Origin of the sequence: Myxococcus sp. CA056 (assembly GCF_013336715.1) — a bacterium.
GTDB lineage: Bacteria > Myxococcota > Myxococcia > Myxococcales > Myxococcaceae > Myxococcus > Myxococcus llanfairpwllgwyngyllgogerychwyrndrobwllllantysiliogogogochensis.
On the sequence record NZ_JABUMT010000009.1, the window covers coordinates 306,730 to 328,334 of the forward strand.

Annotated in this window: 17 protein-coding genes; 9 read left to right on the forward strand and 8 right to left on the reverse strand. The window is 69.0% G+C overall.

Going from position 1 to position 21,605, the window contains the following annotated elements; genetic code table 11:
• The first annotated feature begins 6 nt into the window (after nt 1-6).
• Both HUA76_RS30710 and HUA76_RS30715 read left to right on the forward strand, forming a co-directional pair.
• Nucleotides 7-4,419 (forward strand): AMP-binding protein, encoded by a 4,413-nt coding sequence (locus tag HUA76_RS30710; RefSeq protein ID WP_141642275.1) that lies wholly within the window; start codon nt 7-9, stop codon nt 4,417-4,419.
• Complete coding sequence (locus tag HUA76_RS30715) at nt 4,416-5,444, forward strand: NAD-dependent epimerase/dehydratase family protein (RefSeq protein WP_174456537.1); 1,029 nt, start codon at nt 4,416-4,418, stop codon at nt 5,442-5,444. The genes HUA76_RS30710 and HUA76_RS30715 overlap by 4 nt, the downstream gene beginning before the upstream one ends.
• 48 nt (nt 5,445-5,492) lie before the next feature.
• Here the strand turns inward: HUA76_RS30715 and HUA76_RS30720 are convergent, their stop codons facing one another.
• The 3 genes from HUA76_RS30720 to HUA76_RS30730 form a co-directional block, all read right to left on the reverse strand.
• Nucleotides 5,493-7,079, reverse strand: a complete 1,587-nt coding sequence (locus HUA76_RS30720; RefSeq protein ID WP_217440421.1) for an MFS transporter — start codon at nt 7,077-7,079, stop codon at nt 5,493-5,495.
• A gap of 351 nt (nt 7,080-7,430) precedes the next feature.
• A complete protein-coding gene (locus tag HUA76_RS30725) occupies nt 7,431-7,589 on the reverse strand; it encodes a hypothetical protein (protein ID WP_174462834.1) in 159 nt (52 codons plus the stop codon).
• 2 nt (nt 7,590-7,591) lie between these two features.
• Nucleotides 7,592-8,470, reverse strand: coding sequence for a GGDEF domain-containing protein (locus tag HUA76_RS30730; protein ID WP_141642273.1), 879 nt, complete (start codon nt 8,468-8,470; stop codon nt 7,592-7,594).
• 227 nt (nt 8,471-8,697) lie between these two features.
• Between HUA76_RS30730 and glgC the strand changes: the two genes are divergently transcribed.
• Both glgC and HUA76_RS30740 read left to right on the forward strand, forming a co-directional pair.
• Nucleotides 8,698-9,927, forward strand: a complete 1,230-nt coding sequence (gene glgC / locus HUA76_RS30735; RefSeq protein ID WP_174462835.1) for a glucose-1-phosphate adenylyltransferase — start codon at nt 8,698-8,700, stop codon at nt 9,925-9,927.
• Between the two features lie 7 nt (nt 9,928-9,934).
• Nucleotides 9,935-10,468 carry a GNAT family N-acetyltransferase gene (locus HUA76_RS30740; RefSeq protein ID WP_141642271.1) on the forward strand — a complete coding sequence of 178 codons (534 nt, stop codon included), beginning with the start codon at nt 9,935-9,937 and terminating at the stop codon, nt 10,466-10,468.
• On the opposite strand, the gene HUA76_RS30745 is transcribed toward HUA76_RS30740, so the two are convergent.
• The 4 genes from HUA76_RS30745 to add form a co-directional block, all read right to left on the reverse strand.
• Nucleotides 10,461-10,928 carry a hypothetical protein gene (locus tag HUA76_RS30745; RefSeq protein WP_174462836.1) on the reverse strand — a complete coding sequence of 156 codons (468 nt, stop codon included), beginning with the start codon at nt 10,926-10,928 and terminating at the stop codon, nt 10,461-10,463. The two genes, HUA76_RS30740 and HUA76_RS30745, sit on opposite strands and share 8 nt — an antisense overlap.
• A 124-nt stretch (nt 10,929-11,052) precedes the next feature.
• Nucleotides 11,053-12,477 (reverse strand): RtcB family protein, encoded by a 1,425-nt coding sequence (locus HUA76_RS30750; protein ID WP_174456540.1) that lies wholly within the window; start codon nt 12,475-12,477, stop codon nt 11,053-11,055.
• A gap of 278 nt (nt 12,478-12,755) precedes the next feature.
• Nucleotides 12,756-13,535, reverse strand: coding sequence for an SDR family NAD(P)-dependent oxidoreductase (locus tag HUA76_RS30755; RefSeq protein WP_141642268.1), 780 nt, complete (start codon nt 13,533-13,535; stop codon nt 12,756-12,758).
• A 104-nt stretch (nt 13,536-13,639) separates the two neighbouring features.
• Entirely contained in the window at nt 13,640-14,803 is a 1,164-nt protein-coding gene (gene add / locus HUA76_RS30760; protein WP_141642267.1) for an adenosine deaminase, read from the reverse strand.
• Between the two features lie 35 nt (nt 14,804-14,838).
• On the opposite strand from add, the gene HUA76_RS30765 reads away from it, so the two are divergent.
• Nucleotides 14,839-15,948 carry a PQQ-binding-like beta-propeller repeat protein gene (locus HUA76_RS30765; RefSeq protein ID WP_174456541.1) on the forward strand — a complete coding sequence of 370 codons (1,110 nt, stop codon included), beginning with the start codon at nt 14,839-14,841 and terminating at the stop codon, nt 15,946-15,948.
• Between the two features lie 221 nt (nt 15,949-16,169).
• Here the strand turns inward: HUA76_RS30765 and HUA76_RS30770 are convergent, their stop codons facing one another.
• Nucleotides 16,170-18,491 carry an ATP-dependent helicase gene (locus HUA76_RS30770; RefSeq protein WP_141642265.1) on the reverse strand — a complete coding sequence of 774 codons (2,322 nt, stop codon included), beginning with the start codon at nt 18,489-18,491 and terminating at the stop codon, nt 16,170-16,172.
• A 114-nt stretch (nt 18,492-18,605) separates the two neighbouring features.
• Between HUA76_RS30770 and HUA76_RS30775 the strand changes: the two genes are divergently transcribed.
• From HUA76_RS30775 to HUA76_RS30790, 4 genes are all read left to right on the forward strand, one after another.
• Nucleotides 18,606-19,091 carry a PaaI family thioesterase gene (locus HUA76_RS30775; protein ID WP_174456542.1) on the forward strand — a complete coding sequence of 162 codons (486 nt, stop codon included), beginning with the start codon at nt 18,606-18,608 and terminating at the stop codon, nt 19,089-19,091.
• A gap of 123 nt (nt 19,092-19,214) precedes the next feature.
• Nucleotides 19,215-19,859 carry an RNA polymerase sigma factor gene (locus tag HUA76_RS30780; protein WP_246137134.1) on the forward strand — a complete coding sequence of 215 codons (645 nt, stop codon included), beginning with the start codon at nt 19,215-19,217 and terminating at the stop codon, nt 19,857-19,859.
• Nucleotides 19,852-20,409, forward strand: a complete 558-nt coding sequence (locus tag HUA76_RS30785) for a zf-HC2 domain-containing protein (protein ID WP_174462837.1) — start codon at nt 19,852-19,854, stop codon at nt 20,407-20,409. Before HUA76_RS30780 ends, HUA76_RS30785 begins: the two co-directional genes overlap by 8 nt.
• A gap of 11 nt (nt 20,410-20,420) precedes the next feature.
• Nucleotides 20,421-21,587, forward strand: a complete 1,167-nt coding sequence (locus HUA76_RS30790) for an AraC family transcriptional regulator (RefSeq protein ID WP_174456544.1) — start codon at nt 20,421-20,423, stop codon at nt 21,585-21,587.
• Nucleotides 21,588-21,605 lie beyond the last annotated feature (18 nt).

The window sequence follows — 21,605 nt, forward strand, 5'->3', positions numbered from 1 at the left end:
CCGGACATGTCACCGCAACCCGAGCTGAACGTCTCCCAGGTCTTCACCGGCAAGCGCCTCTTGTTCGCGGGCGCCACGGGCTTCGTGGGCAAGGTGACGCTGTCCATGCTGCTGCACCGCTACGGGCAGGAGCTGGAGCGGGTGTACGTGCTCGTCCGCAAGGGCAGCGCGGCCTCCGCCGAGCGTCGCTTCTTCGACAAGGTCGCCACCAGCGAGCCCTTCCAGCCCCTGCGCGACACGTATGGGGAAGAAGGCGCGCTCGAGTTCCTGCGCAAGAAGTGCCACGTCCTCGACGGCGACATCACCGACCCGTGGGTGGGCCTGGAAGAAGCCCAGGTGGCGGAGCTGACGGGCAAGGTGCACGCCTTCGTCAACTGCGCGGGCCTGGTGTCCTTCAACCCGTCGCTGGAAGTGGGCCTCAACGTCAACACCCACGGCGTGAAGTACGCGGTGGAGCTGGCGCTGCGCTGGGCGGTGCCCCTCATCCACATGTCCACGTCCTTCGTCGCGGGCAACCGCAGCGGGCTCGTGTTCGAGGACGAGGAGGTCCGAGGCTACTTCCCGAAGAAGGAGGAGCTGGACGGGCGCGACTTCAGCCTGGAGCAGGAGCTGAAGGACGCGGAGCGCATCGTGGCGCGGCTGCGCGAGCAGGCCGATGACCGGGCGCTGACGTCCACCTTCCGCAAGAAGGCGTTGGACCGGCTGGCCGAGGAAGGCCGCGACGTCAACGACGAGAAGACGCTGCGGCTCGCGGTCGGCCGTGAGCGCAAGCTGTGGCTGAGCGGCGAATTGGTGCGCGCGGGCATGGAGCGCGCGGCGCACTGGGGCTGGCCCAACACGTACACGTACACGAAGTCCCTGGGCGAGCAGGTCATCGCCGGTACGCCGGGGCTGCGCTACGCGATTGTGCGGCCCTCGATTGTGGAGAGCGCGCGGCACTTCCCGTTCCCGGGTTGGAATGAGGGCTTCACCACGTCCGCCCCGCTGGCCTTCGCCGGCATCAAGGGCCCGGGTGGCATCCCCGCGGGCGAGAACACCATCCTGGACATCATCCCGGTGGACCAGGTGGCGGGCGCGACGATTGGCATCACCGCGCAGTCCATCGACGTGGAGGAGCGGCGCGTCTACCAGCTCGCCTCGGGCGACGTGAATCCGTTCTACGCCAGCCGCTCCGTGGAGCTGGTGGGCCTGTACCGGCGGCGCTACTACCGGAACAAGGAGTCGGGCAACAAGGTGCTCAACTCGCTGCGCTCGCGGCTGGAGCCGCAGCCGGTCAGCAAGCTCGAGTTCGAGTGGATGAGCGCGCCCATGCTCGTCCGGGGCGCCAAATTCCTGAGGAAGGCCATCGACGAGGTGCGGCCCGCGTGGGGCGCGCCCGCCGTGCAGGCGATGCTGGACAAGGCCAAGGTCTCGCTCGAGGAAGTGGAGACGAGCAACGCGGGCCTCATCGCGATGACGGACCTGTTCCTCCCCTTCCTCTACGAGAACCGGTACGTCTTCCGCTGTGACAACACGCGCTCGGTCTACACGCGCATGGTGCACTCGGACCGGCTGAAGATTCCGTGGGACCCGGAGCACATCGACTGGCGCGCGTACTTCATGGAGACGCACCTGCCGGGCCTGGAGAAGTGGGTGTTCCCCGGCCTGGAGGAGGAGCGCGAGAAGCGCACCGTCATCCCCGCGCACAGGGACTTGCTGGAGCTGTTCGAGGCGACGGTGCATGCGTACCGGCACCGGGTGGCCTTCCGGATGGTGGCGGGCGAGAAGGAGGAGCGCTTCACCTTCGGCGAGGTGCACCGCTACGCGGCGCGCGTGGGCAGCTTCCTGGTGCGCTCGGGCGTGAAGCCTGGAGACCGGGTGCTGCTGGTGTCGGAGAACCGGCCCGAGTGGGGCACGTGTTTCTTCGGCATCCTGCGCGCGGGCGCGACGATGGTGCCGGTGGACCCGGGGTTGAGCGAGGCGGAGGTCATCAACATCGCGAAGCGGGCGGAGGCGAAGGTCTGCCTGATGTCCGAGGACGCGACGCGGGACTTCTCCGGCCTGCTCGGCGCGCTGGGTGACAACGTCATCATCGCCAGCCTCGCGGAGGCGATGACGGGCGACCCGGCGTACCCGGAGGACCGCATCGGGCCGGTGCGCAAGTCCGCGTCGGCGGATGACCTGGCGAGCCTCATCTTCACGTCGGGCACGACGGGCACGCCCAAGGGCGTGATGCTCACCCACCGCAACTTCTCCTCGCTGGTGGCGAAGCTGGCCGGCGTGTTCAACGTGGGCGTGGGTGACGGCGTGTTGTCCGTGCTGCCCCTGCACCACACGTTCGAGTTCTCCGCGGGTTTCCTCACCCCGTTCTCACGGGGCGCTGAAATCACGTACATCGACGAGCTGACGTCGGACCGGCTGGGCGAGGTCTTCGAGACGGGCCGCATCACCGCGATGATTGGCGTGCCGGCGCTGTGGCAGTTGCTGCACCGGAAGATGACGCAGGAGTTCGCCAGCCGTCCGCCGCTGGTAGAGCAGGCCATCAAGGCGATGATGGCCACGCACGGCGAGCTGCGGAACCGCGCCAACGTCAACCTGGGCAAGCTGCTGTTCTGGCCCGTGCACCGCAAGTTCGGCGGGCGCATCAAGGTGCTGGTGTCCGGTGGTTCGGCGCTGCCCGAGGAAGTGCACAAGGCCTTCCACGAGCTGGGCTTCAACATCACGGAGGGCTACGGCCTGACGGAGGCCGCGCCGGTGCTCGCCGTCGCGTCGCCCGGCAACAAGCGCACGCCCGGCTCGGTGGGCAAGCCGCTCACGGGCATCGAAGTGCGCATCCTCCATCCGGACAACGACGGCATTGGCGAGGTGCTGGCCAAGGGCCCCAACGTCATGGCGGGCTACTTCGGAGACCGCGAGGCGACGGAGGCGGTGCTGAAGGAAGGCTGGCTGCACACCGGCGACCTGGGCCGCGTGGACGCGGAGGGTCGGCTGTACCTGGTGGGTCGAGCCAAGGACGTCATCATCGACCACAACGGGAAGAACATCTACCCGGACGAGCTGGAGGAGCTGTACCAGGAGCACCCGCACGTCAAGGAGCTGTCCATCGTCGGTCTGCCGGACGACGCGGGTGGCGAGAAGGTGGCGTGTCTGTGCGTGCCGGACTACGGCGACCGCCCCCGCGAGGAGGTGCGCCGCGACCTGGAGGAGCACTTCCGCAAGGTGGGCGCGGGCATGCCCTTCTACCGGCGCATGAAGGTGCTGCGCTTCTGGGATGGCGAGCTGCCGCGCACCTCCACGCGCAAGGTGAAGCGCAAGCAGGTGGTGGAGGAGCTGCAGCGGCTGGAGCGCGTGGCGGCCAGCGCCACCAAGGCGCGTGAGAAGGTCGCCGCCACGGTGGCGGGCACCGGCGGCGCGTCCGAGTGGCTCTACCCGCTCATCGCCGAGGTCTGTCACAAGCCACTCGCGGACGTGCGTCCGGAGACGCACCTCACGGGGGATTTGGGCTTCGACTCGCTGATGCTCACGGAGCTGTCCTCCGCGCTGGAAGGCGCGGGTGTGCCGCTGCCGGCGATTGAGGATTTGACGCAGGTGCAGACCGTGGAGGACCTGCGCAAGGTGGTGGTGGCGTCGGGTCGCAGGCCGTCCGCGGAGACCCGGGCGAAGGAGATCTCCAAGGAGAACGCGAAGGCGGAAGAGGTGGAGATTCCGGTGCCGGACGTCGTCGCGGACGTGGGCCGGCAGCTGCTGTCCTTCGGGCAGAAGGTCCTCTACGGCGGCGTCTTCGACGTGAAGGTGACGGGCCGTCCCTTCATCCCGATGAACCGCAACTTCCTGGTCATCGCCAACCACGCCAGCCACCTGGACGCGGGGCTGGTGCGCGTGGTGCTGGCGGAGCAGGGAGACCGGCTCGTCTCGCTGGCCGCGCGCGACTACTTCTTCGACACGCCGCTCAAGCGCGCGTGGTTCGAGAACTTCACCAACCTGGTCCCCATCGAACGGCACGGCTCGCTGCGCCAGTCGCTGCGCCAGGCGGGCGAGGCGCTGCGTCAGGGCTTCAACGTCCTCATCTTCCCGGAGGGCACCCGCTCGCCCACCGGAGAGCTGCAGGAGTTCAAGTCCACGCTGGGCTATCTGGCGTTGACGTACCGGGTGGACGTGCTGCCGCTCTACATCCACGGCGCCTTCGACGCGCTGCCCAAGGGGAGCGTCTTCCCCAAGTCCAAGGACCTCAAGGTGAGCATCGGCCCCGCGCTGGGACACGAGGCGTTGCGTGCTCGCACGCAGGGCATGGCGCGCTCGGAGAGCTACCGCTACGCCACCCGCATCGCCGAGGACGCGGTGCGCGAGCTGCGTGACGGCCGCGTCCTCAACCTGGGCGGACCGCCCTCGACGGACGTGGATGTCCTGCCCGCGCTCCCCTCGGGAGGAAAGAACTCGTGAAGCTGCTCGTCACTGGAGGCACGGGATTCCTGGGCACGCATCTGGTGCCCAAGCTGGTGGCGGCGGGCCACACGGTGCGCCTCATCGGGCGCTCGCGTCCGACGGGGCCGGCGTATGCGGGCACGGAGTACGTCGCGGGTGACTTGAAGGACCGGGACGCGGTGCGCCGCGCGCTGGACGGCGTGGAGGGCGTCTATCACCTCGCCGGGCTCGTCTCCTTCCAGCCGAAGGACGCTCGGAAGATGTTCGAGCTGCACGTGGACAGCACGCGAGAGCTCTTGCGCGACGTGCGCGAGGCGGGCGTGAAGCGCGTCGTCCTCGCGTCCACGTCCGGCACCACGGCGGTCTCGAAGGAAGAGGCGGTCTTCGACGAGTCCGCTGACTATCCGATTACCGTGGTAGCGCGGTGGCCGTACTACATCTCCAAAATCTACGAGGAGAAGCTGGCGCTGGAGTACTGCCGCAAGCACGCCATTCCGCTCGTGGTGCTCAACCCCAGCCTGTTGATGGGGCCGGGGGATGACCGGCTGTCGTCGACGTGGACGGTGGTGAAGTTCCTCAACCGGGAGATTCCGGCGATGCCGGGTGGCGGCATCTCCTTCGTGGACGTGCGCGACGCCGCGGAGGCGTTCCACCAGGCGCTCACCCGGGGCGAGCTGTACAGCCGCCACCTGATGGGCGTGAACATGACGACCCGGGAGTTCTTCCAGCGGCTGGAGCGCCTCACCGGCGTGCCCGCGCCCCGGCTGCGGCTGCCCGCGCAGATGAACATCCTGGGCGGCCAGTTGCTGGAGCGCTGGGCGAAGCTGCGCGGCACGCCCGCGCCGTTGGATCCGCAGGAAGTGGAGATTGGCGAGCACTACTTCTGGCTGGACGCCGGCAAGGCGGAGGCCGAGCTGGGCTTCCGCGCGCGCGACGTGCAGGAGACGCTGGTCGACACCGTGAAGCACATCTACGGGAAGCTGCCGCCCGGGAGCCTGCCCGGCACCAAGGGCCGGCTCGGCGACCTGCGCGAAGGCACCTGAGCGTTTCGTGCACGGTGAGGAGCGCCGCCCCACACGAAGGGCGGCGCTTCACCCATCTCCGGTGTGGTGCCCCGGACGGACGTTCCGCAACGTCACGGCCGCGAGCACCGAGAGCGCGAGGAAGACCCCCGCGCCAATCGCCGCGGCGGTGTTGAGTCCCACGGTGAAGGACTCCCGCGCGGCCCCCAGCAGGGAAGCCTGGAGCAACGGTGGGAGCGAGGGCACCACGGCCGCCGTGCCGATGAGGCTCTCTCGGACTCGGTCGGCGACCTCCATCGGGATGTCGGGCATCACCACCGTGTCCATCCGCTTCCGGTAGATGAAGGTGCCCAGGCTGCCCATCAGCGCGACGCCCAGGGCGAAGCCCAGCTCATTTGCGGTCTCCGAGGCCGAGGCCGCGGAGCCTGCCTTCTCCGGGGGCGCCGAGCCCACCACCAGGTCCGTGCCCAGGACGGCCATGGGCGCGAAGCCGATGGCCGCCACGACGGTGCCGACCACCAGCAACAGGCCTCCACCCACGCTGTCCGCCTGGGTCATCACCGCATAGCCCAGGCTCGACAACATCAGCCCCGCGGCCATGATGAAGCCCGGGCGCATCCGCCGGATGATGAAGGGCCCCAAGAGCGAGCTCGCCATCATCCCCACCATCTGCGGCACCATCCGCAGCCCGGCGTCCAGGGGCGACAGCCCCGCCACCAACTGGAAGTACATGGGGACGAGCAAGGCCATCCCGCCCGAGCAGATGGCCATGAACAGCATGATGACCAGCGTCGCGCTGAACGCACGGTTCGCGAACAGCCGGGGGTCCAACAGGGGATGGGCCAGCCGCCCCTGACGCCGGACGAACACCACGCCCAGGGCGAGTCCTCCCAGCAGCACCGCGGCGGGCAGCGGATGCCAGCCATATCGGGCCAGCTGCTTGAGGCCATAGACGGTGGGGAGAATCGCGGCCAGCGACAACACCACGCTGGTCAGCTCCACGCGGCCTCCCGCGGGGTCCTTGTACTCGGGGAGCAACAGCGGCGCCGCCACCAGCAACACCCCCATCACCGGGACGCCCATCAGGAACGCGGCGCCCCACCAGAAGTGTTGCAACAGCAGCCCGCCGAGCAGCGGCGCGACGACCATGCCCAGGAGGAAGCAGTTGAGCCACACGGCGATGGCCAGCGAGCGCTGCCGTGGCACCTGGAACATGTTGCTGATGAGCGCCAGCGTGGAGGGCATCAGCGTCGCGCCAGCCATGCCCAGCGCGGCACGCGAGGCGATGAGCATCTCCGGAGTGCGGGAGTACGCCGCCGCCACCGACGCGAGACAGAAGGCCGAGGCTCCTATCAGCAGCAGCTTGCGCCGGCCGATGCGGTCCCCCAGCGTGCCCATCGTCACGAGCAGGCCGGAGAGCATGAAGCCGTAGATGTCCATGATCCACAGCTGCTGCACGCTGCTCGCCCCCAGCTCCGCGCTCAGGTGCGGCAACGCCAGATAGAGCACGCTGACATCCACGGAGATGAGCAGCGTGGGGAGCGCGAGCACCACCAGGCCAATCCACTCCTTGCGTCCCGCCAGGGGAGGCGCTCCGCCCACCGCATCCTGGGACTTCATCATCACGTCACCCTCTCCCACTTTCAGTGCTTCCATCCAGGGGACTCACGCTTCCCTATCGTCGATTCCAACGCGTGGAGCCCAGACGCCATGAACGTGCGTCCATGACACCAGGGTGGCCTGCCAGGCACAGGGGGCTGTCTGCCTGGAGCGTCGTCGCCGCGCACAAGGCGCACGCCTGCGTGACGCACCGGCCACTGCACGTCACGTCCACTGGAGTGCCGTCTCGACCTCAGCGCTCTCTAGCGCGCCTGACACCTGGACGGGCCCGAGCACGCCGTGACGGCGAGCCAGGGCACACTCCAAGCCTCGCACAGCGGCCGGGGCTCCGAGCAGTCAGCAGGAAATCCGGAGCAACCGGAGCCGCGTCGCCCGCTCGAGGTGGACCTAGCGCCGACCCACCGACGCGCGGGCACGGTCCACCATCTTCCCCGCCCAGGGCTCCGAGCGGTGACTCCACACCCACGCGGCGCCCAGGAAGCTCAGCCCGAGCAGCACGAGCACCAGCCGCGCCAGCTTGGAAGGCCCCTGTTCGCCCTGCGCCATGACTAGCCCACCACCCGGTTGCGGCCCGTCTTCTTGGCCTTGTACAGGTTGGCGTCCGCCACCTTGATGAAGTGGGTGGGCTCCGTCATGTCCACCGCCATCTCCGCCACGCCGATGGAGATGGTCACCGGAATCTCCTTCTCGTCGTAGACGAAGGACTTCTCCGCGATGAGCTTGCGAATCTTCTCCGCGAACAGGAGCGCCTTGTCCGGCCCGTCCTCGGGCATGACCACGGCGAACTCCTCGCCGCCGTAGCGCGCGAAGCACTGCTCACGGCGCACCAGCCGCTTGACGGACTGAGCCAACTCCCGCAGCACGTAGTCCCCGGCCAGGTGCCCGTGGACGTCGTTGATCTGCTTGAAGTGGTCGATGTCGAACATCATCAGCGACAACGTGCGCTGGTACCTGCTGGAGCGGCCCATCTCCCGCTCGAGGTACTCCAGGAAGAAGCGCTTGTTGTTCACGCCGGTGAGGCCGTCGGCGATGGTCAGCGTGTAGATGGTCTCGTGGTACTGGGTCTCGATGTTGTCGCCATCGAGGAACTTGAAGATGGAGCCCCCCACCTTGATGAGGTCGCCGCTGCGAAGCGGCTGGGCCTGGAGCACTTCCTGGTCGTTCAGGTAGGTGCCGTTGGTGGAACCCAAATCCTCCACCAGCATCTTCCCGCCCCGCCCCAGCACGCGGGCGTGCCGACGGGAGACGTTGTCCAGGTCCACCACGATGTGGTTGTGCTGGTCCCTGCCAATGGTCAGCTCGGAGTCGACAAGGTACTTCTTGCCGAGCTCCGGGCCGTGAATCTGGACGAGGCAGCACTCGGTGCTGCGCTCAGAGCGCAGATCCAGGGAGGAAATCTTGGTGACGCGCGTTTCGTCGCCTGACATCGCCGCCAAGGCTAGCACGACCCCCTTTTCGGAAGCCAAGTAACCCCTGCGGGAACCGTGCTTCCCGGCGCTCCCAGGAAGGCCCCGACGGCGACGATGTCCCACATCTGGGGAGTCCGGCCCGGTGAGGAGGACGTGGGCGGGCGGTTGGGCACTCAACGAAGGCAACCGAGCAGGCCTCGGCGGCCTTGTCGCCCGAGGGGGGCGGACTAACGTCCGGCCCAACTATGTCCAAAGTCCTGGCGATGATTCTGGCGGGCGGCGCGGGTACGCGCCTGGAGCCCCTCACCCGTGAGCGGGCCAAGCCCGCCGTCCCCTTCGGGGGACGCTACCGCATCATCGATTTCGCCCTCTCCAACTTCACCAACTCGGGTGTCTACCGGGTCAAGGTGCTCACCCAATACAAGAGCGACTCGCTCAACAACCACCTGTCCCGCGCCTGGCGGATGTCCGCCTTCCTGGGTCACTACGTGGAGGCGGTGCCCGCGCAGATGCGCACCGGCGTGGACTGGTACAAAGGCAGCGCCGACGCCATCTACCAGAACCTCAACATCATCACCGACGAGGAGCCGGACTTCATCTTCGTCTTCGGCGCGGACCACGTGTACCGGATGGACACGCGGCAGATGCTCGACTTCCACGTGTCCAAGCGGGCCGCGTGCACCGTGGCGGCCATCCCCGTCCCGATTGAGCAGGGGCGCGAGTTCGGCATCATCGACGTGGGCCCCGACGGGCGCATGCGCGCGTTCCTGGAGAAGCCCAAGGACCCGCCGCCCATGCCGGGCAACCCGAAGATGTGCCTGGCCTCCATGGGCAACTACCTCTTCACCACCGAGGTGCTGGTGCAGGAGGTGGTGCGCGACGCGGCCAACGAGACCAGCGCTCACGACTTCGGCAAGTCCATCATCAGCCAGATGTACAAGACGGCGCCGGTGTACGTGTACGACTTCGCGCAGAACGAGATTGCCGGGCAGGAGGGCAAGGAGCGCGGCTACTGGCGGGACGTGGGGAACATCGACGTGTACTACCAGTCCAACATGGAGCTGGTGGAGGTGGACCCCGTCTTCAACCTGTACAACGACCGCTGGCCCATCCACACGCAGTCCAACAACTACCCGCCGGCCAAGTTCGTCTTCGCGGACAAGGACAACCAGCGGGTCGGCCACGCCACGGACTCGCTGGTGGCCGAGGGCTGCATCATCTCCGGCGGGCACGTGAATCGCTCCGTGCTGTCCCCGAAGGTGCGCGTCAACTCGTACTCGGAAGTGGAGGCGTCCATCCTCTTCGAGAACGTCACCATCGGCCGCCGCAGCCGCATCCGGAAGGCCATCATCGACAAGAACGTGGAGATTCCGCCGGGGACGACCATTGGCTACGACCCGGTGGAGGACAAGCGGCGCTTCCACGTCACACCGGATGGCGTCGTCGTGATTCCCAAGGGCATGAAAGTGGTGTGAGGCGACCATGGGCTCATCGGGGGGCCTTCACCTGCGGCCAGCGCGCGACTCGGACCGTCGCGCGCTGTGGCGTGTCCACACCGAGGCGGTGGAGACGCTGTGCCAGGGTGTCTATGCCCCCGATGAGCTGAACACCTGGGTGAGCCTGCTGCGGCCAGAGGGTTACCTCCGGCCGGACCGGCCTCGCACGGTGCTGGTGGCGGAGCGAGGCCGCCGGCTGGTGGGCTTTGGCCAGCTCGATTCCCGCGCCGGAGAGCTGGAGGCCCTCTACGTGGTGCCGGACGAGGTGGGCCACGGCGTCGGCTCTCGTCTGCTCGCCGCGCTGGAGTCGGTGGCCTGGGGTGGCGGCACGCCGCTGCTGGGCCTGGATGCCAGCCTCAACGCGGAGGACTTCTACCGGCACCGCGGCTACGTGTCGCTGCACCCGGCCAAACGGCCGTTGACGCAACGGGTGCAGCTGGCCTGCGTGCGGATGCAGAAGCGCAGGCCCATGCTCTCCTCGCGGCGCGAGCCGAGCGCCGGGGCGATGACGTCTACCTGAAGGCGGCCTTGACCTCGGGCTTGGCGAGCACCACCAACGCCCAGATGCTGATGGGCAGGGCCAGACAGCCACAGGTGCCACAGCATGGCACGAGCGACGCGATGGCCCCCGCCATGGCCAGTCCACGGCTCTGGAGCTGCCGCATCTTCAGCGCGCCGAAGAAGGTGAGCGCATTGAGGAGCAGCACCGGGCCGAACATCACCAGCCGCCCTCCCACGGAGACAAGCCAGTCGATGGTTTCCTTGTTCTGCTCCAGCATGTCCCGGTACGGCGCCAGGTTCGGGTCGTTGTAGAGCTGCTCCAGCTGCTCCGGGCCCACGGGCGTCGCGAGGTTCGTGAGCGCCCACAGGAACGTCACCGCGGAGGTGACCATCAGGAGGATGGCCGGCAGGGACACGGCCTCTTTCGGGTTCGTGCCAGGGAAGCCGTCTCCCGCGGGGGCTCCGTATACGTTCTCCATGTTTCCAGCTCCCATGACACGTGAAGGGTGCGCGGGCCCACGGCCCGGGACGGCGCGCATTCCAACCAGGAGGCGGTGCGGGCACCAAGCGAAATGGCGCCGCACCGTCCCCCAGTCGTCATGCTCATGCCTTGAAGGTGAGCAGGGGCGCCAGCCGCGCCACCTCGCGGACGATGCCCGCCTTCACCTGCGAGTCCACCACCGGACGGATGGGCTTGTAGGCGGCCGGAGCCTCCTCCACCCGCCGCTCCGAGCGCAGGGTGATGCAATCCACGCCCTTGAGCCCCAGCGCCGCCTCGCTCTGGTCCGCCCCACCGCGAGACAGGGAGAAGCGCGAGCGCGCCCGCCCGGCCCCATGCGACGCGGACTCCAGCGCCCGCGCATCGCCACACCCCACCATGAGGAAGGACGTGGCGCCCATGGAGCCAGGAATGATGACGGGCTGCTCGGCGCCCGCGGGGCAGGCCCCCTTGCGCGCCAACCAGCCCCCCTCGTACGGGAGGGTGAGGTTGTGCGGTACGTCGTAGACGAGCGGTGCCTCCACATCTCCGAACAGCTCGCGCAGCGTCTGTCGCAGAAGCTCCGCGAGCAGCAGGCGGTTGAGGAAGGCGTAGTTGGCGGCCGTGGCCTCCGCCTCCAGGTAGCCGGAGACGAGCGCCTCGTCGGCCAGGGGGAGGATGCCGCTCTCCGGGAAGGGAGCCCCTTGTGGCCACGCCTTGCGGGTGCGCTCACGCCAGGCGACCCCGACGTGTTTGCCCACGTCGCGGCTGCCAGTGTGAATCATGAACGCGAGCTGCCCCTCTCGCACGCCCCACTCCCAGGCTCGGGCCCGGTCCTCGACGGCCTCCACGCGCTGCACCTCGACGAAGTGGTTGCCTCCGCCAATGGTGCCCAGGCCCGCGTCGCGCACCACGCCCTCACGGGTGAGTGCGTCCGGTGCCCAGCTCGGGTTTCCTCGCAGCGCGCCGCCCAGGTGGATGCGGCCCACCTCCGCGTCGAGCTGCCCCAGGTCCGCCGTTCGCGCGCAGCCCAGCGGTGCGTCCAGCGTCTCCAGGAGCCAGCCTGGGATGCCGTCGCGCAGCAGGGCCGTGGACGCACGCGAGGACATCGCCACGTCCCTCGTGCCGAAGAAGTAGTGGCCCTTCATGCGCTCGACGAAGTCGTCGCGTCGAGCCAGGAAGTCCTCCACGGAGAGGTCCGCGACGTGCAAGCGCATGCCGCAGTTGATGTCGGTGCCCACGGCGCCCGGGACGACGAGACCCCGCGTGTGCAGCACCGAGCCGATGGCCACACCGGAGTCGCCCGGGTGAAAATCAGGAGTGGCGCGCACGCGCAGCACCTCGCCACCGCCCGGGTGCTTCAGGGCCGCGAGCTGTGCGAGTTGTTGGAAGGCCTTGCCCTCGACGGGCAGGTCCGGGGGAAGAAGCACCTCGGCGGGTGGCGCGTTCGCGTCACCGTGGAGGCGCACGGTGTAGAGGTGACCGTCATAGGTCACCTCGAGCCCCTCGCGGGCAAGCGCCCGCAGGAGCCGATTCAGTTTCGGCTGCATGACCCAACTCAGGGAATGCCCCGGTGCTCGCGTGCGAGCGGCTCGGGGAGACGTGGCGAAGAGAGATGGTGGACCTTGGGTCAGCAGCCGCGGTCGCCGGACGGCTCGAAAGCCATCCTCACCGCGCAGGGACGCAGGGCGCCCCGGGGACTGACGAAACAGTCCACCGGAGCGGCCACGACTCATCCAAGGTCTCGGCTCTATTCACAGGACGGCCGTGCCCGCTCGACGAAGAGCCGTGCGGCCGCGAGCAGCACGTCGCCGTCACCCCGTCGGGACTACACCGCCCCGGACAGGCCACCGTCGACGTTGATGGCCGCGCCACTGATGTAGCCGCCCCGAGGCGACAGCAGGAAGGCGACGACGTCCGCGAACTCCTCCGCGCGGCCCACCCGCCCCAGGGGGATGCCCGCGTTGCGCGCCATCTCCGCCTGGAACGACTCCACCGACTTGCCCAGCTCCTGCGCCCGGCGCACCCACTGGCCACTCTCGATGATGCCCACGAGCACGGCATTCACACGGATGTTCTTCGCCCCCAGCTCCTTCGACAGCGCCTTCGTCAGCGCCATGCCCGCCGCGCGCGAAACCGAGGACGGCGTGGACTGCGCCCCCGGAGACTTCGCGCCAATCGAAAGCACGTTGACGATGGACCCTCCCCCGGACTCGCTCAGGTGAGGCAGCACGTGCCGCGACGCTCGCACCGCCGCGAACAACTTGAGCTGGAGGTCCGTTTCCCACTCCGCGTCCGTCACCGAGGAGAACGGACGGGCCGAGGCGGTGCCGGCGTTGTTCACCAGCGCGTCCACCCGCCCCCACCGCGCATGGGCCGCGTCCACGAAGTGCTCGACCTCCCACGCCTTGGACACGTCCGCCTGCACCGCGAGGACATCACCGCCCTCCGCGCGCAGGGCCGTGGCCGTGGCCTCCAGCCGCTCCGCGCCCCGGGCACACAAGGCCACTCGCGCCCCTTCCCGGACGAGCCGTCGGGCCACCGCCGCCCCCAGCCCGTCCGAGCCGCCCGTCACCAACACCACCTTGCCACCCAGCTCCAGGTCCATGTGCGCCTCCTTCGCGGTCCACGGCACCGGAGGCTCGCGAGAGCCTCCGGCATGGACACCGGCGCGCGACCGATGACGCCGCGCACACAGCGGAGGCTACGCCATCACGCGGGCTGCTTCACGGGCACATGCCGCTTCTTGTCGAAGGCGGCCAGCGTGGTGGCGATTTCCTCGTTCACCAACCGCAGCATGTCCTGCTTCTCGCGGAACGGGAGGAAGGCGCTCTTGAAGCCGGAGACGATGATGGTGGCCAGGTCATCGAGCGACAGCCCGAGTTCCTTGTGCGCCACCCACAGCTCCTTCGTCACCGTTGTGTCGGTGATGAGGCGGTTGTCGGTGTTGATGGTCACCCGCAGGCCGTAGTCGAAGTAGAACTTCAACGGGTGCGCGGCGAGGCTCGACACCGCGCCCGTCTGCACGTTCGACGTCGGACAGACCTCCAGTGGAATCCGGTGGTCGTTGACGTAGTTGAGCAGGTCCCCGTCCTCGCGCAGCCGCGTGCCGTGGCCAATGCGGTGCGAACCCAGGTTGTGGATGGCCTGGGAGATGGACTCGGGGCCGTACGCCTCGCCGGCGTGGGCGGTGCAGTTGACGTTGTTCTTCAGGATGAGCTGGAAGGCGTCCTTGTGGTCCTTGGCCGGGAAGCTGGCCTCGGCGCCCGCGAGGTCGAAGCCGATGACGCCCCGGTTCTTGTAGGCCACCGACAGCTCCGCCAGCCGCATGGACGTCTGCGGATTGATGTGGCGGATGCCGCAGACGATGACGCCGCACTTGATGCCCGTCTCGCGCTTGGCCACCCTCAGGCCCTCGAGCACCGAGTCGATGACGGTGGTCATCTTCAGGCCCTTCTGCAGGTGCAGCGCGGGCGAATAGCGCACCTCCAGCCACCGCACGTTCTCCGCCGCCGCGTCCACCGCCAGCTCATAGGCCGCGCGGTAGAGGGCATCCGCCGTTTGGAGCACGGAGAGCGTCACGTCGAACGCGACGAGGTACTCCTCCAGGCTCTCGCAGACCTCACCCATGTGGATGGCCTTGGCCAGTCCGTCCACGGTGTCCGAGGGCAGCTTGACCTTCTGCTGCTCGGCGAGCTCGAGAATGGTCTTCACCCGCATCGAGCCATCCAGGTGGCAGTGCAGGTCCGTCTTCGGCAAAGCGTGCAGCAGCTCTTCGGTCACCGCCAGCGTGGGGGGCGGGACGAAGTCCGTCCGCCGGGCTCCAGAAGGGATGCCGGTGGCGCTGGGAATCTCGTCGTCACGAATCGTAGGCATGGTCGAATTTCCTTCCTTACGCCATCCTCCAAACCATGTCGCCCCGCGCGTGTCCATGCAGGCACCTCGCCCTCGCCCTCACCCTGACACTGGTGACGGCCATGGGGTGCCGGGAGCCCGCGGAAACGGTCTTCCGGTACTCGACGGATGCATCCTCCCGCGCCGGGCTGACGCCCCTTCCGGACGGGGTCCTCACCGGGAACGAGGCCGGCGCCGTGGTGCGGTTGGACAGGACGGGGGCGCTGGTCTGGAGGGTGGCGCTCGGACGGGAAGTGGCGACGCGGCCCGTCGTGGCCGGAGACAGCGTCATTGTCGGAACGGTCGCTGGAGACCTGGTGCGTCTGGCGCTCGCGGACGGGGCGGAGCGCTGGCGCCTCACCGGCGAGCCCCCGGTCCTCACCCCCCTGGTCCCCGCCCCTGACGGGGCGTCGGTCTACGTGGTGGCCCCGGATGGCGCGGTGCGTTCCCTCGCGGTGGACACCGGGAAGGTCCGGTGGAAGACCCCCGCCCCCAAGCCCGACGAGGCCCACCTGGACGCCGGTCGCGGGCTCCCCTCCCCCGTTCTCGTGGACGGGCGGCTCGTGGTGGCGCTCGGCGACGTGGGGCTGGTGGCCCTGTCCACCGCGGATGGAGCCCGGGTCTGGCGGCAGGAGGTCCGGGGCGTTTTGGGACTGGAAGTCAGGGGGGAGGCCCTCTTCGCCAGCACGCGAGACAAGCGCGTCTGGGCCTTGCGGACCCAGGACGGCGCGCCGCTATGGGAGCAGAGCCCCGCGAAGGACCTCACCAGCCCTCCCTCCCTGGCCCTGGGCCTGCTGTGGGTGGGGGCGCGCGTAGAGGATGCACCGGTGCTGGTGGGGCTGTCGCCCGAGGACGGGAAGGAAGTGGCGCGGGTGGGACTGCCGGATGTGCTCACCACCCACGTAGCGGAGGCCCCCGGCGACGTGCTGCTGGTGCCCACCCACGGAAGACAGGGACGGCTCCTGGCCTTGAAGCAACCCACGTGGGAGCGCGCGTTCTCCCTCCGCACGGACACCGCGCTGCGCTCGCGGCCGGTGGTCCTGGGTGAGCAGGTCTTCGTACTCGGCCAGGATGGGCGGGTGCTGTCGTGGAAGCTGCGCCCACCGGAGCCTGAGCGCCGGCCGTGAAGTTTCCCGGCGCGACGTTGTCAGGAGGCCCCGCGGACGGGCGTCCTCTTCCCGCGCCCGGCAGAAGAGGCCCTACACGCTCTCGGACTTCGCTGGTTCGAATCCAGCTCCCTCCGTCACAGGAGGGATAGCCAAGCGGTCAAAGGCACCAGATTTCCATCTGGCGGTTCATCCTCACGGCTTCCTCACTCGGGCGCGGAAGAAACCCCGCGCGTCCCTCGCTAGCCTGGCATCAGGAAGCGGGCGATGACGCGCTTGAGCCCCACGGCGCCACCGAACTCCACCGTCACCTTGGCGTTCGGCCCCGAGCCATCCGTGGCGACGATGCGGCCCACGCCGAACTGCTCGTGTCGCACGCGCATGCCGCGCACGTCTCCGCTCACCGCGTCCATGTCCGACGCCTGCGAATAGGAACGGTCGATGCGCGGCCCGTCGTCCTCGTCCCAGCTCCGCTTGCGCGGGGCCACGGGAGCGGGCCGAGGCGGCTCTGGCACATCCTGCTCGCTGATGCCGAACAACTTGGGCGGCACGTCTCGCAGGAAGCGGCTGGGCGGGTTGTAGCGCAGCTCACCGAACAGCGAGCGGCACTGCGCCAGGCTCACGAAGAGCCGCTTGCGCGCTCGGGTGAAACCCACGTAGCAGAGGCGCCGTTCCTCGGCCATCTCCTCCCCGTTGTCCGGGTCCTCACCCTTCAGCGCGCGTGAGTGCGGGAAGACGCCGTCTTCCAGACCCGTGAGGAACACCGCGTCGAACTCCAGGCCCTTCGCCGCGTGCAGCGTCATCAGCGCCACCCGGCCCTCGCCGACCTCCGCGTCCGCGTCACCCACCAGCGAAATCTGCTCGAGGAACGCCTGGAGCGGCGGAGTGTCCGCCGACAGGGGCGCGGCATCCACCTCGGGCGGCACCTCTGGAGGAGGATGGGCCGCGGCGGCCACGGCGGCAGCCGCGCGGTTCAGGTCGAACTCCTGCGCGGCGCCCAGGAACTCGCGAAGGTTCTCCGCGCGTGTCGTCGCCTCGTCGCTGCCCTCCGCGACGAGCGTCTCCACCAGCTTCGTCTCGCGCAGCATCTCGTCCACGGCGCTCGCCGCGTCCGTGGTTCCCTGCGCATAGACGTTCAGCGACTTCAGCAGCGCGTGGAACGTGCGCAACCGCTTCACCGCCGTGGAGTTCAGCGCGGGGATGCGCTCCGGCTCGGCGAGGACCTCGAAGAGGCTCTGCCCCTGGGTGTTGGCGTGGTCCGTCACCCGTTCGACCGTGGTGTCACCGATTCCGCGCGCCGGGGTGTTGATGATGCGCAGCAGGTCCGCGTCCGAGCGCGGGTTCACCATCAACCGCAGATACGCGGAGGCGTCCCGCACTTCCGCGCGGTCATAGAAGCTGCGTCCGCTCACCAGCGTGTACGGCACGCGCGCCAGGCGCAGTCCCTCTTCCAGCACGCGGCTCTGCGCATTGACGCGGTAGAAGACCGCCATGCTGGAGTACTTGATGAAGCCCTCGCGCTGGAGCGCCAGAATCTGGCGAGCGACCTCCTGCGCTTCCATCCGCTCGTCGCGGTTGAGCATGAGCTGGAGCGTCTGGCCCGCGGGCCGGTCGGACCACAGCTTCTTCTCCATCCGTCGCGTGTTCTTCCGGATGACCTCGTAGGCCGCGTCCAGGATGTTCCGGTCCGAGCGGTAGTTCTGCTCCAGCTTCACCACCTTCGCGCCCGGGTACTCGCGGGGGAAGTTGAGGATGTTGTCCACGTCCGCGCCGCGCCAGCGGTAGATGGACTGGTCGTCGTCCCCCACCACCACCAGGTTCGCCGACGGCGGCGGCGCCAACTGCTGCAGGAGCGCGTACTGCACGGGGTTGGTGTCCTGGAACTCGTCCACCAGCACGTGGTGGAAGCGGCGCCGGTAGTTCTCCAGCACCTCCGGCCGCTTGCGGAACAGCGTCACCAGCAGGAGCAGCAGGTCGCCGAAGTCCACGGCGTTGGCCGCGCGCAGGCGGTCCTGATAGGCGCGGTACACCTTGTGGACCAGCTGGCCGCGCTCGTCACCGGGCGCCACCTCCATGTCCTCGGGCAGCCGGGCCGCGTTCTTCTCCTGGTCGATGCGGCTCAGGATTTCGCGCGGTTGCATGGACTGCTCCAGCCCCGCCTCCCGCATGGCCCGCTTCACGACGTTGAGCTGATCCCCATCGTCGTAGATGACGAACGAGCGGGTGAGCCCCACGTGCTCCGCCTCGCGCCGCAGAATCATCGCCGCGGCCGAGTGGAACGTGCTCACCACCAGGTCGTTCGCCTGACGCCCCAGCAACTGCACCAGGCGCTCGCGCATCTCCCGCGCCGCCTTGTTGGTGAAGGTGACGGCGAGGATGCGCCACGGGAAGACCTCTTGAACCTTCACCAGGTGCGCCACCCGGCGGGTGATGACGCGCGTCTTGCCACTGCCGGCGCCCGACAGGACTAGGAGAGGGCCCGTCTGGTGGAGCACGGCCTCGCGCTGGGGAGGGTTCAGGTCTTCGAGGAGGGCGGATTCGTGGGCGTTCACGGTGGGACTCAAGAGGGGGCCTGTGCTTCTAACGTCTTTCTCCGTCCGGTGGGCGGCCTTCCACCACACCCGGACGCCCGGCCGGTCCCCTGGCTTTTCGCCCTCGGCTATAAAGGGCGAAACACCATGTCCGACTCCCCCTCAGGTCCTCCGTCGCGGCCCACCCAGGCCGCGCTGGACCGCTACGCAGAGCTCTTCAACCAGAGCCTGACGATGCGTCACTTCGGCGCCATCGTGTCCTTCCCCGAAGGCCGCAAGGTCGTCGTCTCCCTACTTGAGCTGCGGCCAGAGCACCGAGGGGGCGTGGGCAGCGCCGCCGCCGTCAACGGCGGCATCCTCGCCGCGCTCTTCGACCTGGCCATCGGTACCTGTGGCGCGCTGGTGGACCCCAGCCGCCGCTGCGCCACCGTGCAGCTCTCCATGAGCTTCGAGCGGCCCGTCACCGGCGACCACATTCGCGTGGAGGCCGAAATCGACAGCCAGGGCCTCACCCTCCTCTTCGCCACCGCCCGCGTGTACGACGAACAGGGGCGGATGTGTGGGCGGTGCCAGGGCGTCGTCCGCCTCTCCAACCTCCCCTGGTCCTCAGGGGAAAGCCCCGCCATCAACTGACCCTTGACTACCCCTCCGCACACCCTCCCGGCATCCGACGATATGTCCGCCTCGGACACACGTTACCCGGGCACCGGGGAGCGGCCACGTCCCGGAGACGCTTCAGAGCGACGGGAAGACGGCATGAGTGCAGCCGTGCAGGGCCTGCGGATGACGACGGTTCGACTACCGAGGGAAGCCGAGGAGCCGATGGAGGCGTCGCGCGGGACGGACGAGGAGTCCCTGTCGCGCAAGGCCCTCGCCGGGGACAGGGGCGCGTGGGACGCACTGGTTGCGCGCCACCACCGCCGCGTCGTGGTATCGCTCCTGGCCCGAGGCGTCCGGGTGGACCGGGCGCACGAGCTGGCCCAGGAGACGTGGGCCCGGCTCATCCAACAACAGCAGCGAGGGCTGCTGACGGAGCTGCGCCTGCCCAACCTCGCCCTCACCCAGGCGGCCTTCCTGGCCGCGGACGATGCCCGCCGCGTCCGGCGAGAGTCCATCTCCGGGGCGGTGGAGGAATTGCCCGAGCGCCAGCACCCGGTGGACCCCTCCGTGTCCGCCGAGCGTCGCCTGCTTTCCGAAGAGCAGCTGTCCCGCGCCCATGCCGCGCTCGCCCAGGTGTCGCCGAGCGCGCGGAGCGTGTTTCTCCTGGCCTGTGACGGCCAGGAGCTTCCCCATGCCGAAGTCGCCGCGAAGGTCGGTCTCTCCGTCCAGCGCGTGCGGCAGATCCTGTGCGAGGTCCGCAAGAAGCTGCGGACCGCGCTCGAGGAGGAGACCCATGCTTAAGCCCCACCTGACCCGCGACTCCGCGGAGCAATACATCCTGGGCGCGTTGGCCCCGGAGAAGGCGGCGGCGTTGGAGGCCCACACGTTGGAGTGTGAGCCTTGCGCCGTGCTGCTGCAGGAAGAGGCCCTCCTGTCCGAACAGCTCACCGAGGCGGCCAGCACCTTCCCCCAGGAAGAGCGCGTCATCCGCCCCGCGGCGTGGCACGCGCGACGCGCGGTGACGGGCGCGGCCATCGCGGCCCTCGCTGCCGCCGCTTCGCTCGCACTGGTGCTGCTGACCGGCGACAAGGCGCCCCATCCGTCGCTGCCCGACAGCCTCGATTCACGGCCGCCCATGGTGGCCGTGGACCTGGATGACGGCGACTCCCCGACGAAGACGAACGTCGTCGCCTGTCCGGACCTGGCCACGCAGGACTTCTGCAGGCGCAAGGCCGCCGAGCGCGGCCTGCTGGTCATGAATCCCGGGGGCACCGCCGAGGTCCCCCGCTACGAGGCCCGCACCGGCCTCCCCGAAGGCGCGCTGAGCGCGCGCCAGCCCGTGTCGCTGTGAGGACGCCCGCCATGGACTTCCGGAAGAAACTCGTCGCCCTGCTGCTCGCCCTGGCCGCTCCGGTGGCCCTGGCGCAGCCGTCGGGCGGCGCCCCGAAGCTGCCAGTCGGCTGGTACGTCACGGAGAGCGCACCCAAGCGCTACGAGGCCGGCGTGGACAACAGCGCGCCCTGCGAGGGCGCTCGCAGCGCGTACCTGCGCTCGCTGTCGCTCGACGAGGCGGGCTACGGCACCTTCATGCAGGCCTTTGGCGCGCAGGACTTCCGCGGCAAGCGGCTGCGCTTCTCCGCCGCCGCGCGCGTGAAGGACGTGGACGGCTGGGCCGGCTTGTGGATGCGCGTGGAGGGGCCGGACCCGAAGCAGCCCCTCGCCTTCGACAACATGCAGTCGCGCGCGCTGGTCGGCACCCGTGGCTGCAAGCGCTACGAGGTGGTGCTGGACGTCCCCAAGGAGGCCACCACCATCATGGCCGGCCTCATCATGAGCGGCACGGGGCAAGCGTGGCTGGACGGCGTGCGCTTCGACATCGTGGACAACACGGTGCCCGTGACGGACCTGCTCGCCGCGCGCCCGGTGGTCGCCTCCACCGGCCCCGCCGGGCTGGACGAAGTCGCGCCCGTGGCGAAGAACGACCAGGTCCCCCTGGGCCGCGTGGGCGACGTCTGGTTCAACCATGGCCGCGTCGCGGCGGACAAGCCGTACACCCGGCGCACGGATGGCGTCTGGGTGAGCATCCTCTCCGAGGAGATCTACGAGCACGGCATCGAGGTGACGGGCACCTTCGGCCAGCGTCAGCTCGACCTGAAGGTACGGGCCGGCACCTCGAAGACGCTCATCGACGGCACGTGGGGCGGAGAGCCCGTCAGCATCATGCTCTCTCCGGACACCCTCACCATGAAGTGGGGCCGGCTGACGCGCGAGCTGCAGCGGGACAAGAACGCCGCGGTAGACAGCACCTGCAACCGCTACCAGGTCAACGAAGGGCCGCGCATCATGGACCAGATCGACGTGTGCGGCGCGGCGCTGGGCACCCGGCCTCCGCCGGCCCAGCTCGTCACGGCCTTCCTGGCCAACGGCTTCCGCCGCTCCACGCCGGCTCGCAACTTCCCCATCCCGCAGCCGCCCGTGCTCAGCCGGGAGGCGCTCGACACGCAGCGCACCGGCACTCCGAATCAGTAGCAACCCGGGAACGGTGGG